This is a genomic window from Megasphaera sp. SW808 (assembly GCF_012027795.1).
GTDB classification, from domain to species: domain Bacteria; phylum Bacillota; class Negativicutes; order Veillonellales; family Megasphaeraceae; genus Megasphaera; species Megasphaera stantonii.
In genome coordinates this window covers 12,909-36,330 of sequence record NZ_SJOT01000027.1, presented here as the reverse complement: position 1 = coordinate 36,330, position 23,422 = coordinate 12,909, and the positions used below count along the sequence as shown (strand labels likewise).

General features: G+C 55.2%; 23 protein-coding genes and 1 riboswitch. Of the genes, 4 read left to right on the top strand and 19 right to left on the bottom strand.

Features of this window, described 5'->3' with window-relative positions:
* Together E0L13_RS09760 and E0L13_RS09755 are read left to right on the top strand one after the other, a co-directional pair.
* Positions 1-752, top strand: a 752-nt coding sequence (locus E0L13_RS09760; protein WP_168062101.1) for an alpha/beta hydrolase, incomplete at its 5' end; no start/stop codon positions are given.
* A gap of 22 nt (positions 753-774) precedes the next feature.
* Positions 775-1,263 (top strand): cupin domain-containing protein, encoded by a 489-nt coding sequence (locus tag E0L13_RS09755; protein ID WP_206081619.1) that lies wholly within the window; start codon positions 775-777, stop codon positions 1,261-1,263.
* Positions 1,264-1,456: 193 nt separating this feature from the next.
* Here the strand turns inward: E0L13_RS09755 and E0L13_RS09750 are convergent, their stop codons facing one another.
* The 6 genes from E0L13_RS09750 to E0L13_RS11970 all read right to left on the bottom strand — a co-directional run bounded on the left by E0L13_RS09750 (position 1,457) and on the right by E0L13_RS11970 (position 4,372).
* A complete protein-coding gene (locus E0L13_RS09750) occupies positions 1,457-1,774 on the bottom strand; it encodes a MerR family transcriptional regulator (protein ID WP_168062099.1) in 318 nt (105 codons plus the stop codon).
* A gap of 23 nt (positions 1,775-1,797) precedes the next feature.
* On the bottom strand, positions 1,798-2,283 hold the full coding sequence (locus tag E0L13_RS09745) for a cyclophilin-like fold protein (protein ID WP_206081618.1): 486 nt from the start codon (positions 2,281-2,283) through the stop codon (positions 1,798-1,800).
* A 14-nt stretch (positions 2,284-2,297) separates the two neighbouring features.
* Positions 2,298-2,726, bottom strand: a complete 429-nt coding sequence (locus E0L13_RS09740; protein ID WP_240924716.1) for a carboxymuconolactone decarboxylase family protein — start codon at positions 2,724-2,726, stop codon at positions 2,298-2,300.
* A gap of 23 nt (positions 2,727-2,749) precedes the next feature.
* Positions 2,750-3,355 carry a flavodoxin gene (locus E0L13_RS09735; protein WP_168062097.1) on the bottom strand — a complete coding sequence of 202 codons (606 nt, stop codon included), beginning with the start codon at positions 3,353-3,355 and terminating at the stop codon, positions 2,750-2,752.
* A gap of 125 nt (positions 3,356-3,480) precedes the next feature.
* Positions 3,481-4,128: a LysR family transcriptional regulator substrate-binding protein gene (locus E0L13_RS09730; RefSeq protein WP_168062096.1), complete on the bottom strand. Its 648-nt coding sequence runs from the start codon at positions 4,126-4,128 to the stop codon at positions 3,481-3,483.
* A complete protein-coding gene (locus E0L13_RS11970; RefSeq protein ID WP_168062094.1) occupies positions 4,121-4,372 on the bottom strand; it encodes a LysR family transcriptional regulator in 252 nt (83 codons plus the stop codon). The genes E0L13_RS09730 and E0L13_RS11970 overlap by 8 nt, the downstream gene beginning before the upstream one ends.
* Before the next feature lie 234 nt (positions 4,373-4,606).
* Here E0L13_RS11970 and E0L13_RS09720 point away from each other — a divergent pair, with 234 nt between their 5' ends.
* Together E0L13_RS09720 and E0L13_RS09715 are read left to right on the top strand one after the other, a co-directional pair.
* Positions 4,607-5,578 carry a DUF6282 family protein gene (locus E0L13_RS09720; RefSeq protein ID WP_168062093.1) on the top strand — a complete coding sequence of 324 codons (972 nt, stop codon included), beginning with the start codon at positions 4,607-4,609 and terminating at the stop codon, positions 5,576-5,578.
* Positions 5,579-5,595: 17 nt separating this feature from the next.
* Positions 5,596-6,756, top strand: coding sequence for an aldo/keto reductase (locus E0L13_RS09715; RefSeq protein ID WP_206081617.1), 1,161 nt, complete (start codon positions 5,596-5,598; stop codon positions 6,754-6,756).
* 56 nt (positions 6,757-6,812) lie between these two features.
* On the opposite strand, the gene E0L13_RS09710 is transcribed toward E0L13_RS09715, so the two are convergent.
* The 13 genes from E0L13_RS09710 to recJ all read right to left on the bottom strand — a co-directional run bounded on the left by E0L13_RS09710 (position 6,813) and on the right by recJ (position 23,286).
* Positions 6,813-7,466: a cyclodeaminase/cyclohydrolase family protein gene (locus E0L13_RS09710; RefSeq protein WP_240924715.1), complete on the bottom strand. Its 654-nt coding sequence runs from the start codon at positions 7,464-7,466 to the stop codon at positions 6,813-6,815.
* Positions 7,435-9,114 (bottom strand): formate--tetrahydrofolate ligase, encoded by a 1,680-nt coding sequence (locus E0L13_RS09705; RefSeq protein WP_168062091.1) that lies wholly within the window; start codon positions 9,112-9,114, stop codon positions 7,435-7,437. The genes E0L13_RS09710 and E0L13_RS09705 overlap by 32 nt, the downstream gene beginning before the upstream one ends.
* Before the next feature lie 49 nt (positions 9,115-9,163).
* Positions 9,164-9,243: riboswitch (ZMP/ZTP riboswitch) on the bottom strand.
* A 122-nt stretch (positions 9,244-9,365) separates the two neighbouring features.
* Positions 9,366-10,745, bottom strand: coding sequence for an ISLre2 family transposase (locus E0L13_RS09700; RefSeq protein WP_168062089.1), 1,380 nt, complete (start codon positions 10,743-10,745; stop codon positions 9,366-9,368).
* Between the two features lie 252 nt (positions 10,746-10,997).
* Positions 10,998-11,813: a hypothetical protein gene (locus E0L13_RS09695; RefSeq protein WP_168062087.1), complete on the bottom strand. Its 816-nt coding sequence runs from the start codon at positions 11,811-11,813 to the stop codon at positions 10,998-11,000.
* 72 nt (positions 11,814-11,885) lie between these two features.
* Positions 11,886-13,679, bottom strand: coding sequence for an aspartate--tRNA ligase (gene aspS / locus E0L13_RS09690; RefSeq protein WP_168062085.1), 1,794 nt, complete (start codon positions 13,677-13,679; stop codon positions 11,886-11,888).
* Positions 13,680-13,686: 7 nt separating this feature from the next.
* The gene (hisS, locus tag E0L13_RS09685) at positions 13,687-14,952 is read right to left on the bottom strand and encodes a histidine--tRNA ligase (RefSeq protein ID WP_168062084.1); all 1,266 of its coding nucleotides are present in this window, start codon (positions 14,950-14,952) and stop codon (positions 13,687-13,689) included.
* Positions 14,952-16,415, bottom strand: a complete 1,464-nt coding sequence (gene hemZ / locus E0L13_RS09680; protein WP_168062082.1) for a coproporphyrinogen dehydrogenase HemZ — start codon at positions 16,413-16,415, stop codon at positions 14,952-14,954. Before hemZ ends, hisS begins: the two co-directional genes overlap by 1 nt.
* Positions 16,408-16,878, bottom strand: coding sequence for a transcriptional repressor (locus E0L13_RS09675; protein WP_087478117.1), 471 nt, complete (start codon positions 16,876-16,878; stop codon positions 16,408-16,410). Before E0L13_RS09675 ends, hemZ begins: the two co-directional genes overlap by 8 nt.
* A 22-nt stretch (positions 16,879-16,900) precedes the next feature.
* Complete coding sequence (locus E0L13_RS09670) at positions 16,901-17,977, bottom strand: AI-2E family transporter (protein WP_168062080.1); 1,077 nt, start codon at positions 17,975-17,977, stop codon at positions 16,901-16,903.
* Between the two features lie 3 nt (positions 17,978-17,980).
* The gene (locus E0L13_RS09665; protein ID WP_168062079.1) at positions 17,981-18,616 is read right to left on the bottom strand and encodes an MBL fold metallo-hydrolase; all 636 of its coding nucleotides are present in this window, start codon (positions 18,614-18,616) and stop codon (positions 17,981-17,983) included.
* A 12-nt stretch (positions 18,617-18,628) separates the two neighbouring features.
* Positions 18,629-19,078 carry a D-aminoacyl-tRNA deacylase gene (gene dtd, locus E0L13_RS09660; protein WP_168062077.1) on the bottom strand — a complete coding sequence of 150 codons (450 nt, stop codon included), beginning with the start codon at positions 19,076-19,078 and terminating at the stop codon, positions 18,629-18,631.
* On the bottom strand, positions 19,075-21,294 hold the full coding sequence (locus E0L13_RS09655; protein ID WP_168062075.1) for a bifunctional (p)ppGpp synthetase/guanosine-3',5'-bis(diphosphate) 3'-pyrophosphohydrolase: 2,220 nt from the start codon (positions 21,292-21,294) through the stop codon (positions 19,075-19,077). The genes dtd and E0L13_RS09655 overlap by 4 nt, the downstream gene beginning before the upstream one ends.
* Before the next feature lie 12 nt (positions 21,295-21,306).
* On the bottom strand, positions 21,307-23,286 hold the full coding sequence (gene recJ / locus E0L13_RS09650; protein WP_168062074.1) for a single-stranded-DNA-specific exonuclease RecJ: 1,980 nt from the start codon (positions 23,284-23,286) through the stop codon (positions 21,307-21,309).
* Between the last annotated feature and the right edge of the window lie 136 nt (positions 23,287-23,422).

Genomic DNA, 23,422 nt, shown 5'->3' with positions numbered 1-23,422 from the left:
AAGGCTTCGTCACCCTGGCCTTCGACGCAGCGTATCAGGGCGAAAGCGGCGGCACGCCCCGATACGTCGAAGATCCGGCATCCCGCACGGAAGATATCCGTTCGGCCATTGACTACTTAGATACCTTATCCTTCGTCAATGAAGACGCTATCGGCGTGCTGGGCATCTGTGCCGGCGGCGGCTACGCCGTCCATACCGCGCAGACGGAAGGGCGAATCAAAGCCGTCGCGACCGTCAGCGCCGTCGACTCGGGACGGACGCGGCGCGAAGGGATTGGCGGCACGATGACCGATGAGGGACGCAATACGATGCTGGCCGAAGTAGGAAAGCAGCGGGCAGCCGAAGCGCGCGGCGCTGACGTGCGCTACATCAATTACGTTCCCAATTCGCCGGAAGCCGTGCCCCAAGGCCCCGGCCACGACATGTATCAGGAATTTTATGAATACTACCGCACGCCCCGCGGCGCCCATCCCCGCTCAGTGAATCAATATACCTTCACGAGTCTGGACAAGATGTTCGCCTATACGGCGTTCGACCACGTAGACTGGATTTCGCCGCGGCCTATCCTGCTCATCGCCGGCAGCAAGGCCGGTACGCGCTATCTCAGCGAAGACGCCTACGCCATGGCCAAGGCCCCGAAAGAGCTGTATATCATCCCCAATGCGTCGCATATCGACTTGTACGATAAGCCGGAATACGTCAATCCGGCCGTCGATAAATTGACGGATTTTTACAACCAATATTTGAAATAAGCACAAAGGAGACATATGCCATATGAAAAAATCCTTCCGACTGCTTCTCGTCGCCGCCATGTCCTGCCTGTCCTTCTCCGCCGTTCAGGGCGCCGAGTATCAGCAGCACGCCGACGGCTTGCAGACGATTCCTACGAAAGCTCCCGCCGCTGCATCGGCAGCCAACTTCACAGGGGCCGTAATGCACCAGTCCCTGTTCCAGACGACAGCCGACACGACGTACACGGGCAGCTACGTCACCTTCGCGCCGGGCGCGCGCACCTTCTGGCATACCCATCCCGGCGGCCAGCGCCTTGTCGTCATCAAAGGAACCTGCTGGACACAAACGGAAAATGGTTCAAAGACCATAGCCCATGCCGGCGACACGATCTGGTGCCCGCCTGACGTCAAGCATTGGCACGGCGCGTCGCCAGACAGTGAAATGACCCATCTGGCCCTGACGGAAGTCCGAAACGGCAAAAACGTAACGTGGATGGAACCCGTATCAGACGAACAATATTACAGTAAATAATATATAGGCACTGCCGAAGACAGACGACTTCTCCGGCAGTGCCGTATGTTCTGTGTGTCAAAGGGCTATGCCCGCCGTCCTTTTCCTGGGTCGTATGGTTCGACGGGCCGTCTCCCGATCGAAAGGCCATCATGCTTACAGCGCAAAGCGGCGCTTTATACGCAGTTCTTCGTATAAAGCGCCGTTTCTTATATTAGGCTAACAACGTATCAATTTCAGAAAGGCTCTGACGCAGCTCGAACATATGCCGCACCAATCGATTTCGCGCCGAGATGAGCAAGGCCTGACGCCGCGGACTTTCTCTTTCAGCCTGAAAATATTCGGCAATTTCAGCCAAGGTCATGCCGCTTCGCTTCAGCCGCTGAATTGCGGCTACGCGCCGCTCATGGCATTCGCCGTAATCGCGCCGGCCGCGGCGGCGCGGAACCGGCGGCAGCAGCCCGATGCGCTCATAATACCGCAGCGTATCCTTGCTGACGCCTGTATACTCAGAAAAAGCTTTGATTTCCATTTTCCATCATCCCTCCGATGTTCTTAATCCGCCGCGGAAAAGGTCACATCGACAGTATCGGCATGGGAAAATACAGCTTCTGCGTCGCCGTCGATATGCCCCATAGGCTGCCGTTCAAAGCGTTCGCCGTTCTGCTTATATAAGATGACCAGGCTGCCCCGCGGCGGCCAGTAGGCAATGTCGCCGACGGCGTACCCGTCGGAGCGCAGTTCGTCTGTCGGCAGGAAACCGGCTCCGTAGCGATAGCACATTTCCCTTCCATACAAATTCTGCATAGGCAGCGTTACGGGAAGGGTCTGGAGCCAAGCTTGCGTCGCAACGTTGTCTTCTAAGTCGGCAAACAGCTCCGTCGTCCCAACCGTAATTTTGACGCGCCGCGGCATATCTCCTGCTGCAGCCGCTTCATGCCGCTGCCCCTGTCCTCTGCCTCCGTCGGCAGTGCTTTGTCCGCAGGCCCCCAAGACGGTTATACACAGACAAGCTAAGAGCAGCATTCCTATCCTTTTCATATGTTTCGTCTCCTTTACGGTGCGCCGTATACTTCCTTAGCCATATTAAAGGCCGCCCAGGCTTTGGGCCAGCCGGCGTAGAAGCCGAGCTGGGTGATAATTTCCGCCATTTCTTCCTGCGTCACGCCGTTTTGCTTAGCCCGCATCATATGGGATTTCAGTGAACTGTCGAGGACGCCGCTGCTGATAAGGGCCGTAATCGTGACGATACTCCTGTCGCGCAGAGGCAGGATATCGTTGCGCGACCATACTTCTCCGAACAGGATATCGTCGTTGTAGCGGGCAAATTCGGGAGCAAACTCTCCCAGCCTGTCGCGGCCCGCCGTTTGGACGATCTTCCGGGCCTGCCGCGGAGAAGCGTCCGCCGCCAAAGCCATCGGCGGTGCAGCCATTGTTCCCAACAACATAGCCGTCATGATGCCGGCAATCCATTTCTGTTTCATCGTATCTTCCTCCTATACACAGCTTATAAATCCTTCAATCCGATACTCTCGAGCCATTGATTCACGTCGTCGCCGCATTGCACGACGCGCCGGCCATTCACTTCAAAGCCCTTCCGGATAATTGAATCGGGGCACATCGTCTTCAAGGTATCCAGGCTGCGTCCTAATCCCCCGCCGCCATGGGTACAGAAGGGAACGAGCGTCTTGCCGGACAAATCGTACTGCGTCAGAAACGACTGGACTGCCGGCGGGATATCGCCGCCCCAGTTGGGATAGCCGACGAAGACGACGTCGTACTGATCCATATCGTCTACCTTTGAAGCGACGGCCGGACGAATATGGTTCTCCCGTTCGTACCGGAAACGGGATACCGTTTCCTCATACACATCGGAATATGGCACGGCCGGCACGATGCGGAACAATCGCCCGCCCGTCTCCGAAGCAATAACCTGCGCCAGCACTTCCGTATTGCCGGAACGGGAAAAATACGCAACCAACACGCGATGCCGCCCCAAGGCGCCGGGCGCGGCAGGCGCAGAAGCGCAGGTCCCCCAGCAGGCAAACAATCCCGTAGCGGCGGCAAAAACAGCCAGCGCGGCGATTCCTAATACGACCCATCGTTTCATCATGCATCTCCTCCTGCAAAAAAAAATATAGGCATCGTTTTGATACCTATATTGTAAAAGCCTGCCGGGCTCTTCGTCTAATGCTTATATTTTGTTTCTCTTCATGCCTGAAACACATGGACCAGGCTTCAGGCCTTTTGTCCCGACACATAGTCGTGGACAAAATCGAGGAATTTCGCTACGGTGATGCTGGCAGGAGCGTATTTTTTCCAGACTAAGACCGTACCGATTTCAATAGACGGATATAAATACCGCCGGCACACCTGCCTTTCATCCAAAAAGGGCCTGCCGCCGCCGATGCACAGGCTGTATCCCAGTCCTTTGCGCACCAATACGGATGCGTTCGTGCTCATATTGCATTTGGCTACAGGATGAATGCGAGAAAAATATTTGCCGAACCAGTTTTTCAATTCCTTATGGACGGCAGCCCGCCACGGAAAGATAATGTCCTTTCCCGCCAAATCTCTGGCTTCGATGTATGTTTTTTCTGCCAACGGATCGTCGGCCGGCAGCAGGACGGCCCACCGTTCTTTTACGGGCAGGCGGATATATTCGTACCGTTCCAAATCGGCCGGCTCGAAGAAAATACCGATATCAGCCAGGCCGTTTTCCAGCCGTTCTGCCGTATGCTCGGCGTTGGCTGCGTACAGCTCAAAGGTCACGGCAGGATGACGTTCCTTAAAGGCTTTAAACAGATCGGCCAGCAGCTGCACCGCTTCTATTTCACCGCAGCTCACGGACACGACGCCGTCTACACCGACATTGGCATCAGCCAATTCCCGGCTTCGTCTTGCCGACGAGAGCTACGATTTCCTCGGCCCGCCGCTTCAGCAGCAAGCCTTCTTCGGTCAGCTCTACGCGCCGCATAGGCCTCTTGAACAAGGGCGCGCCCGCTTCTTCTTCCAGCTGGTTCATCTGCCGGCTCAGTGTCGGCTGGGTAATATACAATTTCTCGGCGGCTCTCGTAATATTTCCCTCGTTGGCCACCACTAAAAAATACCGCAGCAATCGGATTTCCATACCTTCGTCCCCCTCGTCGACTCTATATCATTTCTATGTCTCTCTCTATTCTATTGTAAAGAAATTCGCCTTTCAGCACAATCTATTTTTATAAACCGGCATGTTCCTCCGCCGCAGCATGCTCTCCAAGCATGCTGCCCTTCTGATTTCAAGTATTAGACTTTTAAAAATTATTCCGTACAATGAAAAGTGAAACGGGCCCATTTACATCCTGATATGGAGGTGAGACTACATATGCCCATGTCTCGTCGCGATTTTTTAAAGCGGCTGGCCTTAACCGGCGGCGCTGTTGCCGCAGCCCCCTATGCAGGCGTGGCCGCTCATATTTCTCCAGCAAAACAACAGGCCGATCCGCTTCTGACAGGCATCTGCGATATTCACATTCACGCCGCTCCCGACGTCAAGCCGCGGCGCATCGGCGAACTGGACTTCGCCCGCCGCGCCAAAGCTGCCGGATACCGGGCCGTCATGTACAAAGCTAATGAATGGAGCAGCCACGACCGGGCTTATCTTATTGAACAGGCCGTTCCGGGCCTTTCTGTCTTCGGCGGGTTCTGCATGAATCCGACTCACGGCAGCCGGGTCAATCCCTATGCAGCCAGAATGGCCGTGCAGACGACGGGAAACCGCTGCCGCTGTATCTGGATGCCGACGCAGGCCGCCGTATACCAGCATGCTCAGGAACACCTGGCCGGCCCCGTCATCCCTGTGACGGATCCAAACGGTCACGTATTGCCGGAAGTAGCAGAAGTTATGGAGATTTGTGCTGAAGCAGATATTATGTTTGCGACTGGTCATTCTTCACCAGCAGAAAGCGTAGCCATGGCTCGCAAGGCCAAGGAAATTGGCTTGAAGAAATTTGTCGTCACCCATGCCAATTCCCGCATTTGGAAATTAACAGAGGCACAAATAGACGAAATCGCCGCGCTAGGCGGCTGGATAGAATACTGCTTCCTGCCCAACCTCTGCGGTCCCGGCACAGGCCTTCCCAATATTCCTAAAGCGACGGCAGAAGAATTTATCGCATATGTTTCGCTATGCCCGGAGCGATCTTTCGTCAGTACTGACCTGGGCCAAACGGGCATGCCCGATCCCTTAGACGGCATGAAGCAATGCATTCAAACCATGCAGTCTTACGGCATATCCCAACAAACAATCGACACGCTGACTAAACGAAATCCTGCCCATCTCGTAGGGCTATTGTAAGATCGAAAGGAGACTGTATGATGAAAAAAACGACTCATACGCCATCTGACAACGCCATAAGCCGCCGCAGCTTTTTGAAGCTGTCGGCCATTGCCAGTGCAGCCTTCGCCGTTTCGCCTGCCGCATCCCTTGTGTCGGCAGCGCCGGCGCCTAAAAACAGCGGAGCAGCCGCCGTAGACGGCACGCGCATTCTCGGCTCAGGCCGCTACCGGCTAAAGGTATCGCCACTGGGATTCGGCGTCATGGGCATGACCTTTAACCGCAGCGCCGCACCGCCCCACGCGATGCAGGTATCTCTCATCCGCGAAGCCGCCGAGCGGGGCGTAACCTTTTTCGACACGGCCATCCGCTACGGCCCGCTGAACAACGAACGTCTGACCGGCGAAGCCTTGAAGCCCTATCGGGACAAGGTGGTCATCGCCACGAAATTCGGCCATGAAATTATCGACGGCAAGGCTACGGGCCGGCAGGACAGCCGTCCGGAAACGGTAAAACGCTATTGCGACGAATCGCTGCGCCGACTCGGCGTCGACTGCATCGACCTCTTTTACCAACATCGCCTCGACCGGAACACGCCTATTGAAGAAACGGCCGGCGCAATTCAAGATTTAGTGCAGGCCGGCAAGGTTCGCTGCTGGGGATTATGCGAGGTCAGCCCCGACGTTATCCGCCGTGCGCACTCCGTCCAACCCTTAACGGCCATTCAAAGCGAATACCACCTCATGTTCCGCAGCGTCGAAGAAAACGGCGTTCTGGATACGTGCCGGGAGCTGGGAATCGGCTTTGTCCCTTACAGCCCCTTAAACCGCGGCTTCCTAGGCGGCGCTATTAACGAATACACCCAATTCGACCCGAATAATGACAATCGACAGACCTTGCCTCGCTTCGCGCCGGACGCCCTGCGGGCCAACACGCGCATCGTCAACGCGCTGCAGCAATTCGGCCGAACCCGCGGCATGACGTCGGCTCAAATCGCCCTGTCCTGGCTCCTGGCCAAGGAACCGTGGATCGTTCCCATCCCTGGTACGACGAAGATTTCTCATTTGGAAGAAAACCTCCGCGCCGCGGCCATGCCTCTTTCCGCCCAAGATATAACAGAACTCGAAATCATCTTAGCCGATATTCCTATAGTCGGAGACCGCTATCCTGAATCACAGCAGCGGCTCGTCGCACACTAAAGCCAATACAAAATGCCCCTGCCGTAAAGCCTTCGCTTTTATGGCAGGGGCATTTCTTATCTGTTTTCGTATTCCCGTTCTACACGCTGTTCCAGTATGGCCGCCTCGCGCTCGATGCGCTGAATGGCCTCGGTCATATTCCGCACGTACGCCTCGTCTGTAATAGACTGCAAATTGACGCGAACGCTGTAAAAAGCCGACCGCATAGCGGAGCGGGCATTCATGGCAGCAATGGCGCCGTCTGTAATGACCCATTTATTGCCGTAGCGCACGGTCTGTTCCGCCAGCTGCACGAGGACGAAAATATCCTTTCCCAGAGAAAAGGGAATTTCCGCCGCTTCCTTGAACGCCTGCTGCACAATGTCCTTCCGATTGGGCGTATCCTTAGGCAGCCGTACGGCGCGGATCACGCCGTCAAAGGCCTCCGCATCTTCGGCAATACCGGCCAGATAGCGGGCACGCAGAGCCTGCGCTTTTTCCTTGATGGACTCCATCAGCCTGGCAACGTCTTCATATCCTTTCTTACCAAGAGTCAGATTTGCTACCATTTCGACGAGAGCCGCCGCCGAGGCTGCCGTCATGGCCGCAATGCCGCCGCCGCCGGGAACGGGTTCTTTGGAGGCCGTCGCTTCCAGCAGGGCGTCAAGGGGCATGGACTGGAACCGGCTGAAATCGGGCTTAGAACAATCCTGTGATAACGCCATTTTCATCGATATCCATTCTGTTGGCAGCGGGAACCTTCGGCAAGCCCGGCATCGTCATAATGTCGCCGGTCTGGCAGACGATAAAGCCTGCGCCGGTGCAGACGCGCACGTCCTTAACCGTAACGGTGAAGTCCTTCGGCGCACCGAGGAGAGCCGGGTCGTCGGACAAGGAATACTGCGTTTTCGCTACGCAGAGAGGCATCTTGTCGAGGCCGAATTTTTCCAGCTCGGCAACCTGTTTCTGCGCTTTGCTTTCAAAGACGACGCCTGCGCCGCCGTAAATCTTTTTGACGATCGTTTCCATCTTCTGAGCAATGGTGTCGTTTACGTCGTACAGCGGCTTGTACGGCGTCTGAGGCTGGGCGATGAGCTTCAGTACCTTTTCTCCCAATTCTACGCCGCCCTTACCGCCTTCGGCCCAGCAGTTATTGAGGGCTGCTTCGACGCCGTAATCAGCGCAGAGCTGGCGGAGCGTCGCGATTTCCGCGTCCGTATCCGTAGCAAATTTATTGATGCCGACGACGACAGGAACGTCGTAGGTACGCATATTTTCCACGTGCTTGGCCAAATTGGCGAAGCCCTTCTTCAAGGCTTCGATATTTTCTTCCTGCAAGTTCTTCTTGTCTACGCCGCCGTGCATTTTAAGAGCCCGAACCGTTGCGACGACGACGACGGCATTCGGTTTGATGCCGGCAAAACGGCACTTGATGTCCATGAATTTTTCCGCGCCGAGGTCTGCGCCGAAACCGGCTTCCGTAACGGCAATATCGCCCATCTTGAGAGCCAGCTTCGTAGCGACGACGGAGTTGCAGCCGTGAGCGATGTTGGCAAAGGGGCCGCCATGTACGAGGGCCGGCGTGTGCTCGATTGTCTGGACGAGGTTCGGCTTGATGGCGTCCTTCATGAGGATTGCCATAGCACCTTCGACGCCGAGCTGGCGGGCCGTCACGAGATTGCCGTCCAAGTCATAGGCTACGGTGATATCGCCCATGCGCTTCTTCAGGTCCATGAGGTCGCTGGCCAGGCACAACGCCGCCATGATTTCCGAGGCGACGGTAATCATAAAATGGTCTTCCCGCGGGAACCCGCAGACCTTGCCGCCCATGCCGACGACGATGTTGCGCAGGGCCCGGTCGTTCATGTCCATGACGCGCTTCCAGATGACGCGGCGCACGTCGATGCGCAGGGCGTTGCCCTGATGAACGTGGTTATCGATAGCAGCGGCCAGAAGATTGTTGGCCGCCGTAATAGCGTGCATGTCGCCTGTAAAATGGAGGTTAATATCTTCCATCGGCAGTACCTGCGAGTAACCGCCGCCGGCAGCGCCGCCTTTAATACCGAATACGGGGCCGAGGGACGGCTCGCGCAGGGCGACGACAGCTTTATGACCCATGTAGTTCAGCGCCTGGGCGAGGCCGATCGTCGTCAGCGTCTTGCCTTCGCCGGCCGGCGTCGGCGTAATAGCCGTGACGAGGACGAGCTTGCCGTCTTCGTTTTTCGAAAGGCGCTTAATAGCGTCAAAGGAAATCTTTGCCTTATATTTACCATATAATTCCAAATCATCGTCAGTTAATCCGACTTTTTCCGCAATCTTTACGATCGGCTCCAGCGTGGTCTGCTGTGCAATTTCAATATCGCTTAATACCTGTGCCATGATTTGCGTCACTCCTGTCCGTAGCATAAAAAAATACCGACACTTCTGGAAAGGTTGCCCAGACGGTCGGCTTCGCGTCAATCATGCTCCCCGTGGTTGATTCCACTTCCGTCAGTCACATGATTATGGATTTATTATACAAGAATTCTCCGTATACTGTCAATGACATTTGCCCCTTCAGACAGTGTCAAGTTGTTGTGGGTATATATTTGACAGAAACATCTTGGCATGTAAATCCAGCCTTTTAGTATCTAATGTATATGGTGATATCCACTGTTTTGGATATCTTTCATCCATCTTCCGTGTAATGCGCCTTCGCTCCCCGGCATACGGCAGCTGTGCTCTGCATCATACACGCAGTACGGCAGCCGCCGGCGTCGGCATTGCCTCGTCAATTCCTGTTCATTCAGGTCTGGTACTGTATCGGAGGGTTTCTTCGTCAGGCAATCTAAGGCATAGCGCCACACGTCGCCGCCGTTTTCTGCCAGCGTCCGCAATCGGGCAATCCGTTCCGCCCCGTCTTTGCTCCAGCCCATTCCACGTGAGCTCAGCCGGGCCGACAGGATATGACTAACATGCCCTTCCGTACTGCTGGCGAATGTCTCCCGGTTCTGCAGCCAGTCCCGAATCCCTTCCCAATGGTTCAGGATATATTGTTGACCTTTGCGAATCGCCTTTCTCCGATACGGACGGTGTCGTATCTTCTGTTCAGCTTCCCGGCAGAATTGTTCCCGGTCATTGGCCAGCAAGGCGTCATACAGAGGTTGGAGCGTTTTCGTCCCCGCTATCTGCCGCAAGTATTTGACAACATGAAATCCGTCCATGACGCATCGGCTTTTTTCCAGGTACGCCGTCGCGCTCTGTATCCACGCCGCCCCGTCTCCCAGAATCGTAATCTCCGGGCTGCCGTATACGGTTTGGATATACTCTTTGATTTCGTCCCAAGGCATCCCATATCCCGTGAATACTCGCTTTGCAGTCAGTGTTCTCCGGGTTCTCCCCTCCGGTACTTTCCCTTCATATACATAGGCCAGCCGCAGCTGCCGGTTGTTTCCCTGCTGCATCGCCACATGGTCTTCGTCGGCTTCGATGAACAGTTCGGATACCTTCGGCCTCCGCTCCGGCAGGGGAGCCGCTGTATTCGGGATCGTCCCCAACCGGCATAAGACGTTCCGCACGCTCTGTTTGCTTACCGGGACCGGAGTGGATACTTGGGCTGCTTTCGCATAACTCATATCCTTGGCATGGTCTGCCATCCGGGCCTGACAGGAAGCCTCGATCCGGCTGTACGCCGGCAGCTGGCACCATTCGTCCAGCAGATAGGTGTAGCGGCCCGTGTCTTTCTGTCGGTAATACCGGCGGTGAAAGGTGATTTCTCCAAACGTGGTTACCAAGGTACGCGGACGGGCTGTTTCTTTGATCTGATAGGTACGCTGCGGCTTCACCGTTTCATAGATGGCTTCATCGGCCTGTTCTAACATTGCCGACAACACCTCCCGCCCCAGGTTCTGCACAAACTCTTGTACAGCCAGCGTCACGTCGGTCAGGGACGCCTGGCCCGTTACTAACGATTCCATGTTTGTATTAAAAAAGTCTGTACTGAGAGAAAGAATCTGTTGTATAATGTTCATGAGAAGGACTCCTTTGCGTGAGATTGTGGTGATTTCATTATACCAAAGAAGTTCCTTCTCTTTTTATATGTTCTTCACTTTTGTGCAGTAAAGTTTTCCCACAATTATTTTACACTAACGCCCCTTCACCCTTGGATGCAGCTTAGCGCCGCAAAAATCCAAAAGGGAAAGTTACTTGATGCAGTATCGGCTAGAATTCTATTAAAGAAGCCGGCTCGCAGAGAACCGGCTTATATGCAACACTATGTATGATTATATGTCGATTTCCTGCATGTCACCGAAGGATACGGGGCCGCCGATAAAAATGCTGCACAGCTCTTTGTCTTCGCCTTCTACGGCCGCGGCAATGGCAATTGCGCCGCCGGGCTGCTGAATCGTACAGGACACGTCCTTTTTTCCTACGCAGGCCAAGGCCGCCGCTACAGCTGCCGAGCCGGAGCCGCAGCTCTGTTCCCAATACAGCGTATCCGTCGCCGTCACGTATACGGCCGGGACCATATGCAGATGGGCCGGATCAAAAAGGACGAGGCCGAATGCGTCCAGCTGTTCGTCCGACGCATAGTCCTGCAAGGCCGTCCAAAACATGTCTTTATATTCCATTTCCGCTTCGGAGGCAAAGTGGACGAAATGAACGATGCCCGGCAGCTCGACGCGGAAAAAGCGGCTCGGCATGCCGCCTACGTCGAGGAGAACTGCTTCGACAGACAGGGGCAGGGGCATTTCGATATAGGCGTCGTAGACTCCGTCGGAACGCTTTTTGGCCTGGGCCTGGAGGAGGCCTTCACACCCCGAACAGGACACGGCATATTCGCCGCTATCCCTGCCGGCGAGCTGCAAGGCATAGGCTGCGGCAGAGCGGGACGCGTTGCCGCAGAATTCGCCGCCCATCATGTCGACGCGCAGCGGCTGGCCTTCCGCCATGGATAAATAAGCGACCTGTTCGGCGTCGATACCCTTGTCTTTCAGGAGCTTTGCCGCCAAGGAGCTGCGCTGTTCCGGCGCGACGTCGCTCAGCACGAATAGGGTCGTATTGCCGCTGGGATCTGCTTTTACATATTGCAGTTTCACGTTGCTCAACTTCCTTTCTATCTGATAAAAAAGGTACCGGCCATGCCGATACCTTTTTCTGTAATGCGACTTTTATTTCTTGACGAGTTCTTCTTCTACCTGAATGTGAAGCTCGTGAAGTTGTTTTTTCGTAACTTCCGACGGCGCTTCGCTCATGGGGTCGATAGCGTTCTGCGTCTTCGGGAAGGCGATGACGTCGCGGATGGACTTGCGTTTGAGCATGAGCATGATCATGCGGTCCAGGCCGAAGGCCAGGCCTCCGTGAGGAGGAGCGCCGTATTCGAAGGCCCGGAGCAGGAAGCCGAATTTCTGTTCCGCTTCTTCCGGCGTAAGGCCAATGGCCTTAAATACGCGCTGCTGCAAATCAGGCTGGTAAATACGGAGGGAGCCGCCGCCCAGTTCGACGCCGTTAAGAACGAGGTCGTACGCCTTGGCATAGACGTGGGCCGGGTCGGTTTCCAATTTATCCAAATCTTCGTCGCGGATAGCCGTGAACGGATGATGCATGGCGACGTAGCGTTTTTCTTCTTCGCTGTATTCGAACATGGGGAAATCGACGACCCAGGTGAAGGCAAATTTGCTTTCGTCGATCATGTTCATGCGGCGGGCCATTTCCTTACGCAGTTCGCCGAGAGCTGCCGCGACGACGGCCGGCTTGTCGGCAATCATGAGGACCAGGTCGCCCGTTTCGCTGCCGCACTTTTCGCCGATAGCTTTGAGCGTGTCTTCGCCGAGGAATTTCTTGACCTGCGATTTCAGCGTGCCGTCTTCCATGAAGCAGATCCATGCCAGGCCCTTTGCGCCGTAGCGGGATACGTATTCGACGAGGTTGTCCAGTTCGCGGCGCGGAATGCCGGCATCGCCTTTGACGTTGATGGCCTTGACCTGGCCGCCGTTGTCGACGACGGAACGGAATACCTTGAATTCCGTATCGCGGACGAGATCCGTAATATCGGTAAATTTCATGTCGAAGCGCAGGTCCGGCTTATCGGAGCCGTAGTTTTCCATGGCGTAGTCCCAGGTCATGCGGTGAATCGGCAGCTCTACGTCGTGGCCCAGCGTTTCCTTGAAGATATAGTGAACCATTTCTTCGACGAGCGTCAAGATTTCTTCCTGATCCATGAAGGACATTTCCATGTCCAGCTGAGTGAATTCAGGCTGGCGGTCGGCGCGCAGGTCTTCATCGCGGAAGCAGCGGGCAATCTGATAGTAGCGGTCCATGCCGGAAATCATGAGCAGCTGCTTGAAAATCTGCGGAGACTGGGGCAATGCATAGAACTTGCCTTCGTTGACGCGGCTCGGTACGAGGTAGTCGCGGGCGCCTTCCGGCGTGCTCTTGCACAGCTCCGGCGTTTCAATATCGATGAAGCCGTGTTCGTTCAGGAACGTGCGCATAGCGTGTTTTACTTTATGGCGCATGATGAGGTTGTTCTGCATTTCCGGACGGCGCAGGTCGAGATACCGATATTTCAAGCGGATCTTTTCGTCGACGTCGATGTTGTCTTCAATGTAGAACGGCGGCGTCTTGGACGAGTTGAGAATACGCAGCTCTTCGCAGCGGATTTCAATCGTGCCGGTCTTCATCTTCGGGTTTACCGTATCCTTATCGCGCATGCGCACGATGCCGCGGACGGCCAGAACGTATTCCGTACGGACCTGTTCGGCCTTTTTAAAGGAAACTTCTTCGTAATCCGGCGAGGCTACGACCTGTACGATGCCCGTACGGTCGCGGAGGTCGATGAAAATCAATCCGCCGTGGTCGCGGCGGCGTTCAACCCAGCCGCACAGAATTACTTCTTTGCCATTGTCCGCTTCGCTGACTTCTGCGCAATATTGCGAGCGGTGCAAACCTTCCATTGTATCCATGAATGAATCATCCCTTCTTATGTGTTTCCATATATGCAACAATTCCGTCGATCGGAACGCTGACTTGCTCTTTCGTAGCCATATCGCGGACCTGAGCCTGGCCGGCGGCCAGCTCTTCTTCGCCGATAATGACTGTATAATCGGCTTCCAGGCGGTTGGCCGATTTCATCTGCCCCTTCATGCTGCGGCCCATCGTGTCGATTTCGGCATATATACCCTTAGCCCGGAGCTGCTGCTGGAGGCTGAAGGCTTCCGTCTTGGCCGCGTCGCCGAGAGCTACAATGAATACGGGCCGCTTCTTTTCCACCGGCGGCAGCAGGCCTTGTTCCTTCAAGGTCAGAAGCAGCCGTTCCATGCCGATGGCAAAGCCGATGCCCGGCGTCGCCGGACCGCCCACTTCTTCGATGAGGCCGTCATAGCGGCCGCCGCCGCAGACCGTGCTCTGAGCCCCTAAGGGAGCGTACATGATCTCAAAGGCCGTATTCGTATAATAATCCAAGCCGCGGACAAGGCGCGGGTCCAGTTCGAAAGGAATACCGATCTTCGTCAGGTATTCCTGAACCTTCGCAAAGTGTTCCTTGCAGTCGTCACAGAGGTTGTCCGTCAGTTCGGGAACGCCGACGGCGGCCTGCTTGCAGCCTTCTTCCTTGCAGTCGAGGACGCGCAGGGGGTTCTTTTCCAAGCGAGCCTTGCAGTCGTCACAGAGCTGATCCTTTTTATCGGCGAAGAAATCGAGAAGCTTCTGCCGGTAAATGGGACGGCATTTCGGGCAGCCGACGGAATTGAGATGAAGGACTAAATCGTTCAGTCCCAATTCACGGAACAGCTGAAAGGCCATCGCAATGATTTCCGCATCGACGGCCGGGTCCTTCGAGCCGATTTCTTCAATGCCGAACTGATTAAACTGGCGGTACCGGCCGGCCTGGGGACGATCGTGACGGAACATCGGTCCCATGTAATAGAACTTATGAACCTTCGGGTCGCCGTATAATTTATGCTCCAAATACGCGCGGACGACGGACGCCGTGTTTTCAGGGCGCAAGGTCATGCTGCGGCCGCCGCGGTCATTGAAGGTGTACATTTCTTTCGTAACGACGTCGGTCGTCTCACCGATGCCGCGCAAAAACAATTCGGTACTTTCAAACAAAGGGGTACGAATTTCGCCGAACCCGTAAAGCGAACAGATCTGACGGATTTTTTGCTCTAAAATCTGCCAATCTGCCGTTTGTTCCGGCAAGAAATCCTGCGTACCTCTGGGTGCGGTAATTGCCATTACAAATCCTCTCCTCCATATATGATAGCACACAAACGGCGGCGCTGCCTCATGTTTTCCGGCAGAGCCTCTATATATCTGTCTATGTCCTTAGGCATGTACAGTTTTTCCAGACTGTGGCCATCGCTGCGGACAAATTTCGTCGCTCCCCCCGGCCCGGCAGCCAGGACAGTTCCCCGTTCTTCCATCATTTCGATGTTGTAGGGACTGATCGCTCCCGGCAAGGCATAGCCGACGTTGGCGAAGCTGGCGGCCATATAGGTCTGCCGATACATATAATACGGCCCGTAGCCGCCTTCCTGCAGCGTTTGCCGGCACACGTCCAGCATAGCGCCTACGTCTTCAGCTGACGGGATATCCTCCCGCAGAGGGTGATGAAATAAAGGCGCCCGTTTTTTTAATGCTAACGTATGAATTGTAACATTTTCTGGGTGCAGTTGGCAAACAATTTCCATATTTTCCCGCATATCCTCTGCGGTTTGGCCGGGAAGACCGGCAATAAAGTCCATATTGATGACGGGAAAGGCCATTTGTCTGCATCGCTCGTACATGCGATATATATCTTCTGTCGTGTGCCGCCGTCCGATGGCGTCGAGAAGGCGCTGCTGCATCGTCTGGGGATTGACGCTGATACGGGTTACGCCGCTGCGGCGCAGCAGAGCCAGTACGTCTTCCGACGCCGTATCGGGCCGCCCCGCTTCGACAGTCCACTCTTCCGCGCCGGCAAAGACGGAGCTCATGGCCGTCATCAGACGCTGCAGTATCGGCAGGGGAAGGCACGTCGGCGTGCCGCCGCCTACGTAAGCCGAGCGGATGCGCAAGCCGTACTGCCGGCACAGGCGGCCCATGTCTTCTATATCGGCGACGATGGCGTCGGCAAAATCCTGAAGCACGCCATCATTCTCTTCTCCGATAAGACGCGAAGGAAAGGAACAGTACACGCAGTGGCTGGGACAGTAGGGAATGCCGACATATACGGAAATATCCTTCTTGCCGCCCGTCACATAGGGCCGCTGCACAGCTGCCACCTGGACGAGAAACTTCGCCGTTTCTTCCGTCACCTCATACCGGCTGCACAGATGACGCCGGGCTTCTTCCTCATCCATCCCTTCGTCAAACAGGCGATGGACTAGCTTGGTAGGCCGCACGCCGATGAGAGTTCCCCACGGGCTCTTGGGCTTGCCGCTGAACTGTTCGTGCCAATGCAGGAGGCAGTCCTTGATATGGGCCCGCTCCTCTCCCGAACGGGACAGCCAAGATTCCGACCGCCAGGCGCCGTCGCCGCCGAAGGCGCAGGACAAACGGAGACGGCCGTCCCGTTCTTCCAGGACGACCGCTGCGCCTATATTGCGGCATTCGCGGCCGCCGACATAGCCCAAAGAGGCCATGACCTGGCCGACGAGGGAATGATATCGTTCGGGGCCGCTGTAGCTGTAGGTCTGAAGGTCCGGCGTATTATTCATGTTCGCCTTGTTCAGCCTCCCGTTTCTTTTCACATTCTTCACAATATCCGTATACCTTGAGCTGATGATCTACCGTATGGAAATGGAGCCGCTTCTGCAAAATAGATTCCAGCGTTTCCAGCAGGTCGTCCTGACATTCCCACACCTTGCCGCAGCCCATGCAGATCAGGTGATGATGGAAATGACCTTCATTGTCGCGGTCGTTCAATTCGTAGCGGCTGCAGCCGTCGTCGAAATCGAGCTTTTTCAGAAGGTCCATTTCCGTGAACAGGTCGAGCGTCCGATATACCGTAGCCAAGCCGATGTCCGGAGACATTTTCTTTACGATTTCAAAGACTTCTTCGGCGTTCATGTGACGGATATCGCTTTCAACAAAGGCCCGCAGGATGACCTGCCGCTGCGACGTCATCTTGCATTTCTTATCCTTTATCTTGTCTTTCATGCGCTTCATCATGATGTTCATGATTTCTTCTTTACTGGTGTTGTTAGTTTCCATATGTATTCATCGCCTTTTCTTTATACGTATTGTAAAACCACAAATGCTTGCACAAAATCTGCAGGACCGCCGTTACGGGTACAGTCAGTATCATGCCGGCCACGCCGAACAGCGTGCCGCCGATGAGCAGCGCGATGACGATGACGACGGGATGGAGGCTGATAACCGCTCCCATAACCTGCGGCATGATGAGGTGGCTGTCTATCTGCTGGATAATGACGTAGAATACGAGGACCTTAACCGATAAGGTCAGGTCGACAGTCGCTCCCAGCAGGATAGCCGGTATGGCTCCCACGATAGGTCCGACGATAGGAACCCATTCTGTAATGGCTGCAATCAGGCCGATGACCATGGGATAGGGAACGCCCATAGCCCACATGCCGAGAAAGGTCAGCGTGGCGATAATGCAGCTCATCAGCAGCTGGCCGCGTATGTAGCGGCTCAGCACCGTGTGTATTTCCTCAAACACCACTGCCAGCTGAGGACGGTAGTGCTCCGGATAAATATTGACAAAGGACCGTACCATGCGGCCGCCGTCCTTCATGAAGTAAAACGTAATGAAGGGGACGACGAAAAATTCCACAACCGTGCCGGCTATGACGAAGACGGAACGGATGAGATTAGTCACGCCTTCTACGCCGTAATTGCCGACCTTGACGAAGGCATCGTTGATGATGACCTTGATCTGCTCGGGTATGTAAAACTGCGTCTGCTCGTTTTCCAGCTGATTGACCAGCGCCGCCGTCTGGGCCACCAGGTTGTTGAAATTAGCCGCCAGTAAATTCATCTGATACAGCAGCGGCTTGAGGATGACGTTTGTCAGGCCGGTCATGACCAGGATAAACGTAAAAAACGAAAGGAGTATGGCTATGTCCGCCGGCAGGCGCCGATTCGTCAGCCTGTAGCACAGGCGCATAAATAGATTCCGCATCGGCATCAGGATAAACGTCAGGATCAGCGATATGACGACGGGCCAGTAGATGGAATGGACCAGCAGGAACAGCGCGCCGGCGAGAACCGTCAGCGTGACGCGCAGCCAAAACTGGGATTCCTTGTACATAGACATGGTTTACCAGCCTCCGTATAGGAAGGGGTTGCCCCGCCGTTCTTCCCCGATGGTCGATTCCGGCCCGTGTCCCGGCAGGACGACCGTATCGTCAGGCAGGCCCATGAGCTTGTCGTTGATGCTGCTGATGAGCGTGCGGGACGAGCCGCCGTATAAATCCGTACGGCCTACGGAGTAGCGGAACAAGGTATCTCCGGAAAAGACGACGCCTTCGCCGTACAGGCACAGGCCGCCCGGCGTGTGGCCCGGCGTTTCAATGACCGTAAAGGACAGGTTGCCCAAGGTAATCGTATCGCCTTCATGGGCAATGTAGTCGGGCGACGTGCATTCGATGGGATGGCCCATGAACAGGGACAGGTTGTTTCTGGAATTGCTGATCAAATCCTTATCACCTTCGCCGACGTATACGGGGACGTTTTTACGATTCCGCAATTCCTGCAGAGCCCCGATGTGGTCGGCATGGCCGTGGGTCTGAAATATAAATTTTAAATGGAGCTGGTGATCTTCCAGAGCCTGGTTAATTTTGTCGTAATCCCAGGCCGGATCGATAACCATTGCGTCTTTCGTCTCGCTGTCGTATACGATGTAGCAGTTCGTCATAACGGGCCCCAACATCATTGTCATATATTTCATGCTCATACAAGTGTCCTCCTAAAATAATTTTTTGCTGTCTACGAGGATCGTAACCGGGCCGTGATTTTCCAGTGAAACGACCATTTCCGTCCGAAACCGGCCCGTAGCCGTACGGATGCCCATGGCGCTGACGGCGGAGACGAACTTCTCATACAGCGCTTCAGCCAGTTCCGGCGGCGCTGCTTCAGTAAAGCTGGGCCGCCGGCCATGGCGGACGTCGCCGCACAGCGTAAACTGCGATACGACGAGCATGTCGCCGCCGATATCGACGAGAGACCGGTTCATCTTTCCCTTGTCATCTTCAAAAATACGCAGGTTGGCAATCTTTTCCGCCATGTACAGCGCGTCCTTTTCGTCGTCGTCCTGGGCCACGCCCAGGAGAACCGTCAGGCCCAGGCCTGCGCGGCCCGTTTCCACGCCTTCCGACGTCACGGACGACGTCAGCGTTCTCTGCACTACTGCTCTCATTGCTGTCCTCCTGTATAGCGCTGTACGAGGTATACGTCCTTCAAGCGCCGGATTTTTGTCGTAACGAATTCAAACTGAGCCAAATCCTTGATGCTGATGCTCATGTGAATCGTAACGCTCTTCGTGTCATTGACTTTCGCATTGACAGACAGGACGGAAATTTTCATTTCCGCCAGGGCCGCCATGATTTCCGCCATGATGCCCGTGCGGTCGTAGGCGACGATTTCCATGCTGACTTCAAAGTTTTCGTTGCTGCCGTATTCCCATTCTACGTCGATGAGGCGGTCGATGTCGTTCTGATTGTTGCTGATATTAGGACAGTCAGCCCGGTGAACCGAAACGCCGCGGCCCCTCGTAATAAAGCCGATGATCGGGTCGCCCGGCACAGGGCTGCAGCACTTGGCCAGCCGCACGAGAAGGCCCGGCTCGCCCTTGACCAGCACGCCCGTGCCGTTGGATTTGACGGGCTTCTTCGGCTTGAGCTTTTCTATCATAGACAGGCTGCTCTTTTCTTCCTGCTTCTGCAGTTCCTTCTTGTGCAGCTCCAGCAGCTTGATGAGGACCGTATTGACGGCGAATCCGCCGTAGCCTACGGCGGCGACGAGATCGTCTTCCGAGCCGGCGTTCATCTGCTTGGCAACCCGGGCCAGCCGGCCGGCCGTATTGATGGCCTTCCAGTCGTGGCCTAAGCGCTTGCATTCCCGTTCCAGCGCTTCGGCGCCTTTCAGGATATTGTCTTCTCTATTTTCCTTCTTAAACCAGTTGCGGATTTTCGAGCGGCTTTCGGAGCTGCCGACGATTTTCAGCCAGTCTAAGCTGGGCTTTCCGACCTTAGACGTGATGATTTCTACGATATCGCCGTTTTTCAGCGCATAATCCAGAGGCACGATCTTGCCGTTTACCTTAGCGCCGACGCAGCGATGGCCTACGTCCGTATGGATGCGGTAGGCAAAGTCGATGGGAATAGCCCCCTGAGGCAGGTCGATGACGTCGCCCCGCGGCGTAAAGACAAAGACCTCGTCGGAGAAGGCGTCGAGCTTGAGGGCGTTGACGAATTCCTGGGGATTGCTCGTATCCTGCCATTCGAGGAGGTTGCGGAGCCAGCCCATCTTTTCGTCGAATTCGTTCTTGCCGGCGTTGGCGTTGCCTTCCTTATACCGCCAGTGGGCCGCGACGCCGTACTCGGCGATGTGATGCATTTCCCAGGTCCGAATCTGGATTTCTACAGGCTGCCCTCTCGTGCCGATGACCGTCGTATGCAGGGACTGGTAGTTGTTCGGCTTCGGCATGGCAATGTAGTCCTTGAAGCGGTACGGCAGGGGCTTCCACAGGCTGTGGACGATCCCCAGGACGCCGTAGCAGTCCTGAACGGAATCGACGATGACCCGGATAGCAAACAAGTCGTATACCTGGCTGAGATCGCGGTTATCTTTTTTCATCTTTTTATAAATGCTGTAAAAATGCTTCGGCCGGCCGTTGATCTCGCACTGGATATGGGCGTCCTCCAGGGCTTTGCGCAGTACGTCGATCGCTTCGTTGATGATTTCTTCACGGACATGCCGCTTTTGCTTCATCTGGTCTACCAGGTCGTAGTATTTATCGGGCTCCAAATAGCGGAAGGACAAGTCTTCCAATTCCCACTTGATATTGAAAATACCGAGGCGATGAGCCAAGGGCGCAAAGATTTCCAGCGTCTCCTGGGCGATACGCTTCTGCTTGTCGCTGCGCATGTACCGCAGGGTCCGCATGTTGTGCAGGCGGTCGGCCAGCTTGATGACGACGACCCGCACGTCTTTGGCCATGGCCAGGAACATCTTGCGCATGCTGTTGAGCTGCTGGTCTTCCTTGGTCCGGTAATTGAGACGGCTCAATTTCGTAACGCCGTCGACGAGGAAGGCCACTTCCTTGCCGAAAAGATTTTTCAAATCGTCCAGCGTATAGTCCGTATCTTCGACGACATCGTGCAGAAGAGACGCCGTAATGGTCCGTGTGTCGATTTTCATATCCGCCAAAATCTGGGCCACGGCCAGCGGATGGAGGATATAGGGCTCGCCGCTGGCCCGGTGCTGTTCCTTATGGGCTTCGTAAGCCAAGGCATAGGCCTTCTTTACGTCGTCGCAGCCGGCGTCGGGAAGATAGCTGTGAATCGTATCGATTAAATGTTGAAACGCTTTATCCGGCTCGGTAAAGGCCGTTGCTGCATCTTTATGTTCCATACAAATTCCCCCTTAGGTCTTACTGTATTTCTGATATGTCGGCGACATATGCAGGCACATTTTCCCGGAGAGGACGGGAAAATAATAAGACGGGCCGTCTACGTCGCTTCGTATTTTTAAAACGCCTATTTCCTTCAGCACGAGGATCGCCGCATAAATGGCATGAGCTTCATACCGGTCGCCTTCAGCCGCCAAGGCGCGCTGCTGCACCTGCCATACGGGCATCCCCCATTCAGGAATGCATTTTTTCAAGGCCAAATATATATCTATCATAACTGTCCGGTCTAAATGGACAGGAATATCAGGGCCGCGCAGGTCCTGCACGACGAGCTGCGGCGACGCCACGCCGTTGAACTCGTTGCGTTCCAGCTGAAAGGCCACGTCGATGCAGTCGCCTTCCATGATTTCGTCGCAGGCCTCTGCCATAGACCATCCCACGCCGGATATCCGCGTATGCTTGCCGCTGCGCAGGACCAGGCGCAGGTGTTTTTTATCCCTGCCGATAGGCCGGGCTTCGTCGACCGTACAGCCTTGCAGGGAAAAGACGGGACGGCTGTTGCCCATGCCGTAGGGCTCCAGCTGGCTCAGCTCGCCGACCAGAGACAGGGTAATATCGTCGGGCCGGAGCTCGCCGTCCACGGCCAGCTGCGGAATATAGTCTTCTTCCTTCATATGAGCCGCCGCATATTCTATCAAGCGCTGGCGGAAGTCCTCAATGCGGTCGGCCTGTATGGAAAATCCAGCTGCCATGGGATGGCCGCCGTATTGAATCAGCAAGTCGTCGGCATACTGCAGCGCTTCGTACATATTAAAACCGGCAATGCTCCGGCATGAGCCCTTGCCGACGTCGTCGTGAACGCTGATGACCAGCGACGGCCGGTAATACTCTTCTACCAGCCGTGACGCTGCGATGCCGATAACGCCGGCATGCCAGTCCTGCCCGTAGGCGACGAGCACGCCGTCATCCCTTCTCTTCTCCGCTTCAATCTGCCGCACCGCTTGCCTGGCGATGTCGTGCTCTATATCTTGCCGTTCCTTGTTCAGCTCGTTCAGCTCTTCAGCAATGCGGCCAGCCTTCTCCTCGTCGGTTTCCAGCAAAAGGCGCACGCCCTTTTCAGCGTGGCTGATGCGGCCGGCAGCGTTGAGGCGCGGCGCCGCCGTAAAGGCGATGCGGCCGGCGCTGATTGAATCCGGTGTCAGGCCCGATACGGCCAGCAGCGCCTGAAGGCCCGTATTATAGCCTTCTTTCATCCGCTGCAGTCCGTCGCGAACGATGATGCGGTTTTCCCCCGTCAAGGGAACTAAATCGGCGATAGTCCCTAAGGCGGCGATTTCCGTATACCCGGCCAGGGCCTCGCCGCACAGGCGGAGCCACAAGGCCTGGCACAGCTTGTAAGCCACGCCGGCGCCGGCCAGCTCCTTAAACGGATAGGCGCAGCCTTCCTGCTTGGGATTCAGCACGGCGTAGGCCGGCGGTATGTCTGCCGGCGGCTCGTGGTGATCCGTCACGATGATATCCATGTCGCCGCGGAAGGAATCGACAATATCGTAGGAGGAAATACCGCAGTCCACCGTAATCAGCACATTCGTATGCTCGTCCTTCAAATGCTGTACGGCATCCCGGTTGAGGCCGTACCCTTCGCTCTGCCGTTCCGGTATATAAAAAGAGGGCTCGGCGCCCAAATCCGACAAGACCCAATACAGAAGCGACGTAGCCGTAATGCCGTCTACGTCATAATCTCCGTAAATGATAATCTTCTCTTTCCCTTCTATAGCCCGGCAGATGCGCTGCACCGCCTTTTCCATCCCTTTCATCAAAAAAGGGTCGCAGCTCTGTTCCAGCGAATCATAGAGAAAATGGCGCCCACATTCTGCCGAGGTGATACCTCTATGTACCAGAAGCTGCGCCAGTATAGGTGATATATGGAGTTGTTCAGACAATGAGCGCGCGCAGCCTTCGTCTGCCGGAATGACGCGCCATCTTTTTTTCATGACATCACAACGCATTCTCATAAATAATCACTATCAATAATCATATCCTTATTCTACCACGTTATATTCTCAAAATAAAGACATTGATGAAAAAAACTGTTATTTTCATGAAAAAAAAACTGCCGCACCATATGGT

Bases quoted from the DNA above. Each gene is read 5' to 3' on its own strand.
- dtd (WP_168062077.1), bottom strand. From the start codon at position 19,078: ATGAGAGCAGTAGTGCAGAGAACGCTGACGTCGTCCGTGACGTCGGAA.
- E0L13_RS09755 (WP_206081619.1), top strand. From the start codon at position 775: ATGAAAAAATCCTTCCGACTGCTTCTCGTCGCCGCCATGTCCTGCCTG.
- E0L13_RS09740 (WP_240924716.1), bottom strand. From the start codon at position 2,726: ATGAAACAGAAATGGATTGCCGGCATCATGACGGCTATGTTGTTGGGA.
- E0L13_RS09700 (WP_168062089.1), bottom strand. From the start codon at position 10,745: ATGAACATTATACAACAGATTCTTTCTCTCAGTACAGACTTTTTTAAT.
- E0L13_RS09715 (WP_206081617.1), top strand. From the start codon at position 5,596: ATGATGAAAAAAACGACTCATACGCCATCTGACAACGCCATAAGCCGC.
- E0L13_RS09750 (WP_168062099.1), bottom strand. From the start codon at position 1,774: ATGGAAATCAAAGCTTTTTCTGAGTATACAGGCGTCAGCAAGGATACG.
- hisS (WP_168062084.1), bottom strand. From the start codon at position 14,952: ATGGCAATTACCGCACCCAGAGGTACGCAGGATTTCTTGCCGGAACAA.
- aspS (WP_168062085.1), bottom strand. From the start codon at position 13,679: ATGGATACAATGGAAGGTTTGCACCGCTCGCAATATTGCGCAGAAGTC.
- E0L13_RS09705 (WP_168062091.1), bottom strand. From the start codon at position 9,114: ATGGCACAGGTATTAAGCGATATTGAAATTGCACAGCAGACCACGCTG.
- E0L13_RS09670 (WP_168062080.1), bottom strand. From the start codon at position 17,977: ATGTCTATGTACAAGGAATCCCAGTTTTGGCTGCGCGTCACGCTGACG.
- E0L13_RS09720 (WP_168062093.1), top strand. From the start codon at position 4,607: ATGCCCATGTCTCGTCGCGATTTTTTAAAGCGGCTGGCCTTAACCGGC.
- E0L13_RS09745 (WP_206081618.1), bottom strand. From the start codon at position 2,283: ATGAAAAGGATAGGAATGCTGCTCTTAGCTTGTCTGTGTATAACCGTC.
- E0L13_RS11970 (WP_168062094.1), bottom strand. From the start codon at position 4,372: ATGGAAATCCGATTGCTGCGGTATTTTTTAGTGGTGGCCAACGAGGGA.
- E0L13_RS09735 (WP_168062097.1), bottom strand. From the start codon at position 3,355: ATGATGAAACGATGGGTCGTATTAGGAATCGCCGCGCTGGCTGTTTTT.
- E0L13_RS09665 (WP_168062079.1), bottom strand. From the start codon at position 18,616: ATGAGCATGAAATATATGACAATGATGTTGGGGCCCGTTATGACGAAC.
- E0L13_RS09655 (WP_168062075.1), bottom strand. From the start codon at position 21,294: ATGGAACATAAAGATGCAGCAACGGCCTTTACCGAGCCGGATAAAGCG.
- recJ (WP_168062074.1), bottom strand. From the start codon at position 23,286: ATGAAAAAAAGATGGCGCGTCATTCCGGCAGACGAAGGCTGCGCGCGC.
- E0L13_RS09675 (WP_087478117.1), bottom strand. From the start codon at position 16,878: ATGAACATCATGATGAAGCGCATGAAAGACAAGATAAAGGATAAGAAA.
- hemZ (WP_168062082.1), bottom strand. From the start codon at position 16,415: ATGAATAATACGCCGGACCTTCAGACCTACAGCTACAGCGGCCCCGAA.
- E0L13_RS09710 (WP_240924715.1), bottom strand. From the start codon at position 7,466: ATGAAAATGGCGTTATCACAGGATTGTTCTAAGCCCGATTTCAGCCGG.